The 1,644-nt window shown below is 68.2% G+C and carries 2 protein-coding genes; one reads left to right on the top strand and one right to left on the bottom strand.

Features of this window, described 5'->3' with window-relative positions; genetic code table 11:
* Positions 1-601: 601 nt before the first annotated feature.
* The gene (locus KGQ19_RS48540; protein ID WP_212022413.1) at positions 602-1,306 is read right to left on the bottom strand and encodes an AIM24 family protein; all 705 of its coding nucleotides are present in this window, start codon (positions 1,304-1,306) and stop codon (positions 602-604) included.
* Positions 1,307-1,400: 94 nt separating this feature from the next.
* On the opposite strand from KGQ19_RS48540, the gene KGQ19_RS48535 reads away from it, so the two are divergent.
* Positions 1,401-1,644: hypothetical protein (locus KGQ19_RS48535; protein WP_212022411.1), on the top strand; the 244-nt coding region annotated here is incomplete at its 3' end.

Here is a 1,644-nt window from a genome sequence, read left to right as displayed (position 1 = left end):
GGCCGGGGGTCAAGTTCGCGCCGTGCGAAACCGCCGCCTACCTGCATGTCCGCCGCGCGCGGACTTTACCCCCGGACACCGGTGCTGTACCCCCCGGGCTGACGACGCGACCGAGGGGAACGGACCGTAGCCACCTCTGGGACCGCCGCCGCTGAGACTAGATCGGCCACCCTAGGGAACCGCGCTAGTTTCCCTGAGGTTGTCGAGGCCCGCCGGAGGCCCGGCCCTTCATCACAGCCCTTGACCTTGACCTTCAGCTCTTGACCTTGCTGTTGATCTTGCCCTTGCTCTGACTTGCTGGAGTTGAAGAGGCCTGAGGTGGGGCGGGGTCGTGAACGCGTAAACCGGCAGCCGACACACACACCCGCCGCCCCGAACCCCGAACCGGCACAACTATGACCGAAGGCGTAAAAGGCTTTGAAATCCACAGACCAACCGCAACCCGGCCCACAAACCCCAGCCCCCCAGCAAACTCCACCCGCCAACGGATCCCGCCCGCCGACCGGCACGTCGCGAACCACGTCGCGAACCACGTCCCGAACCACGTCGCGAACTCCCAAGCAAAGCCCGGACTCCCAGGCAAACGTTCCCCGACACGGCACTAGCTGTTGCCGGTGCGCTCCGGCAGGTACGGCTCCAGCGAATGGGCCAGGTTCGGCAGCGGCATCGACTGCAGCCAGATCTGGCCCGGACCGGTCAGCGCCACCAGGAACAGGCCGTCGCCGCCGAAGACCTTGTTCCGGATGCCGGGGACCGTCGTCATCGTGAACTGCACGCTGGCCTCGAACATGCCGATGTGGCCCGGGTGCACCAACATCTGCTGGCCCGGGCCGAGGGTGTAGGGGGACACTTCGCCGGACAGCTCGATCCAGGCCCGGCCCTGGCCGTCCAGGCGTTGGAGGACGAAGCCCTCGCCGCCGAACAGCGAGCGGGAGAACGTCTTCTGGAAGGCGACGTTCGTGGTGATCCCCGGGGTCGAGGCGAGCCAGCCGTGGCGGTGCACGATCATCGGCGTCTGGGGCTGGACGTCCACCGGCACGATGTGGCCCGGCATCTTCGAGGCGAAGCACAGCAGCGCGGTGCCGCCGCCGGTGGCGTCGTAGCGGGTCATGAACAGGCCGCCGCCGCCCGCCACGCGCTTCAGGCCGGCCATGAGGCCACGCGCGCCGCCGGAGTTCGTGGTCTGCGACATCTGCACGTTCGGCGACATCCAGGACAGCTCGCCGTGCGGGGAGATGATCGACTCGCCGGGGCTGAGCAGGAATTCGAGCACCGGCATCGTGGTGCCCTTGATGTTGGCTTGCATCAGCCGTCTCCCCCTGTCGACGCCGTCATGGGGATCTTCTTTGCGCCGATGTACGGCCGAGCCTCCCCCTGGCACACCATAGTCCGCGGCCCGCGTGAGCGAGAACTCGCTTCACCGAAGAGAGCTGGGTGGCGCGTCGCTGGAGGAGACAGCGGTGGGCATCCCCGACGGTGCGGAGATCGTCTCCGACGGCGCGGAGCTCGTCACCGAAGACAGTGGGGACCCGGTGGGGATGGGGGATTCGGTCGGTGGCGCGCTGTCCGAGAGCCGGGGCATGGAGAGTGTCGGCGCGATGCTGGGCGCGGACGTGGGGGCCGTTGTCGGGGGGGCTACCAGCG

Origin of the sequence: Catenulispora pinistramenti, assembly GCF_018274385.1 — a bacterium.
GTDB classification, from domain to species: domain Bacteria; phylum Actinomycetota; class Actinomycetes; order Streptomycetales; family Catenulisporaceae; genus Catenulispora; species Catenulispora pinistramenti.
Note: the sequence above shows the minus strand (reverse complement) of the source record. Positions and strands in the feature narration are given on the sequence as shown.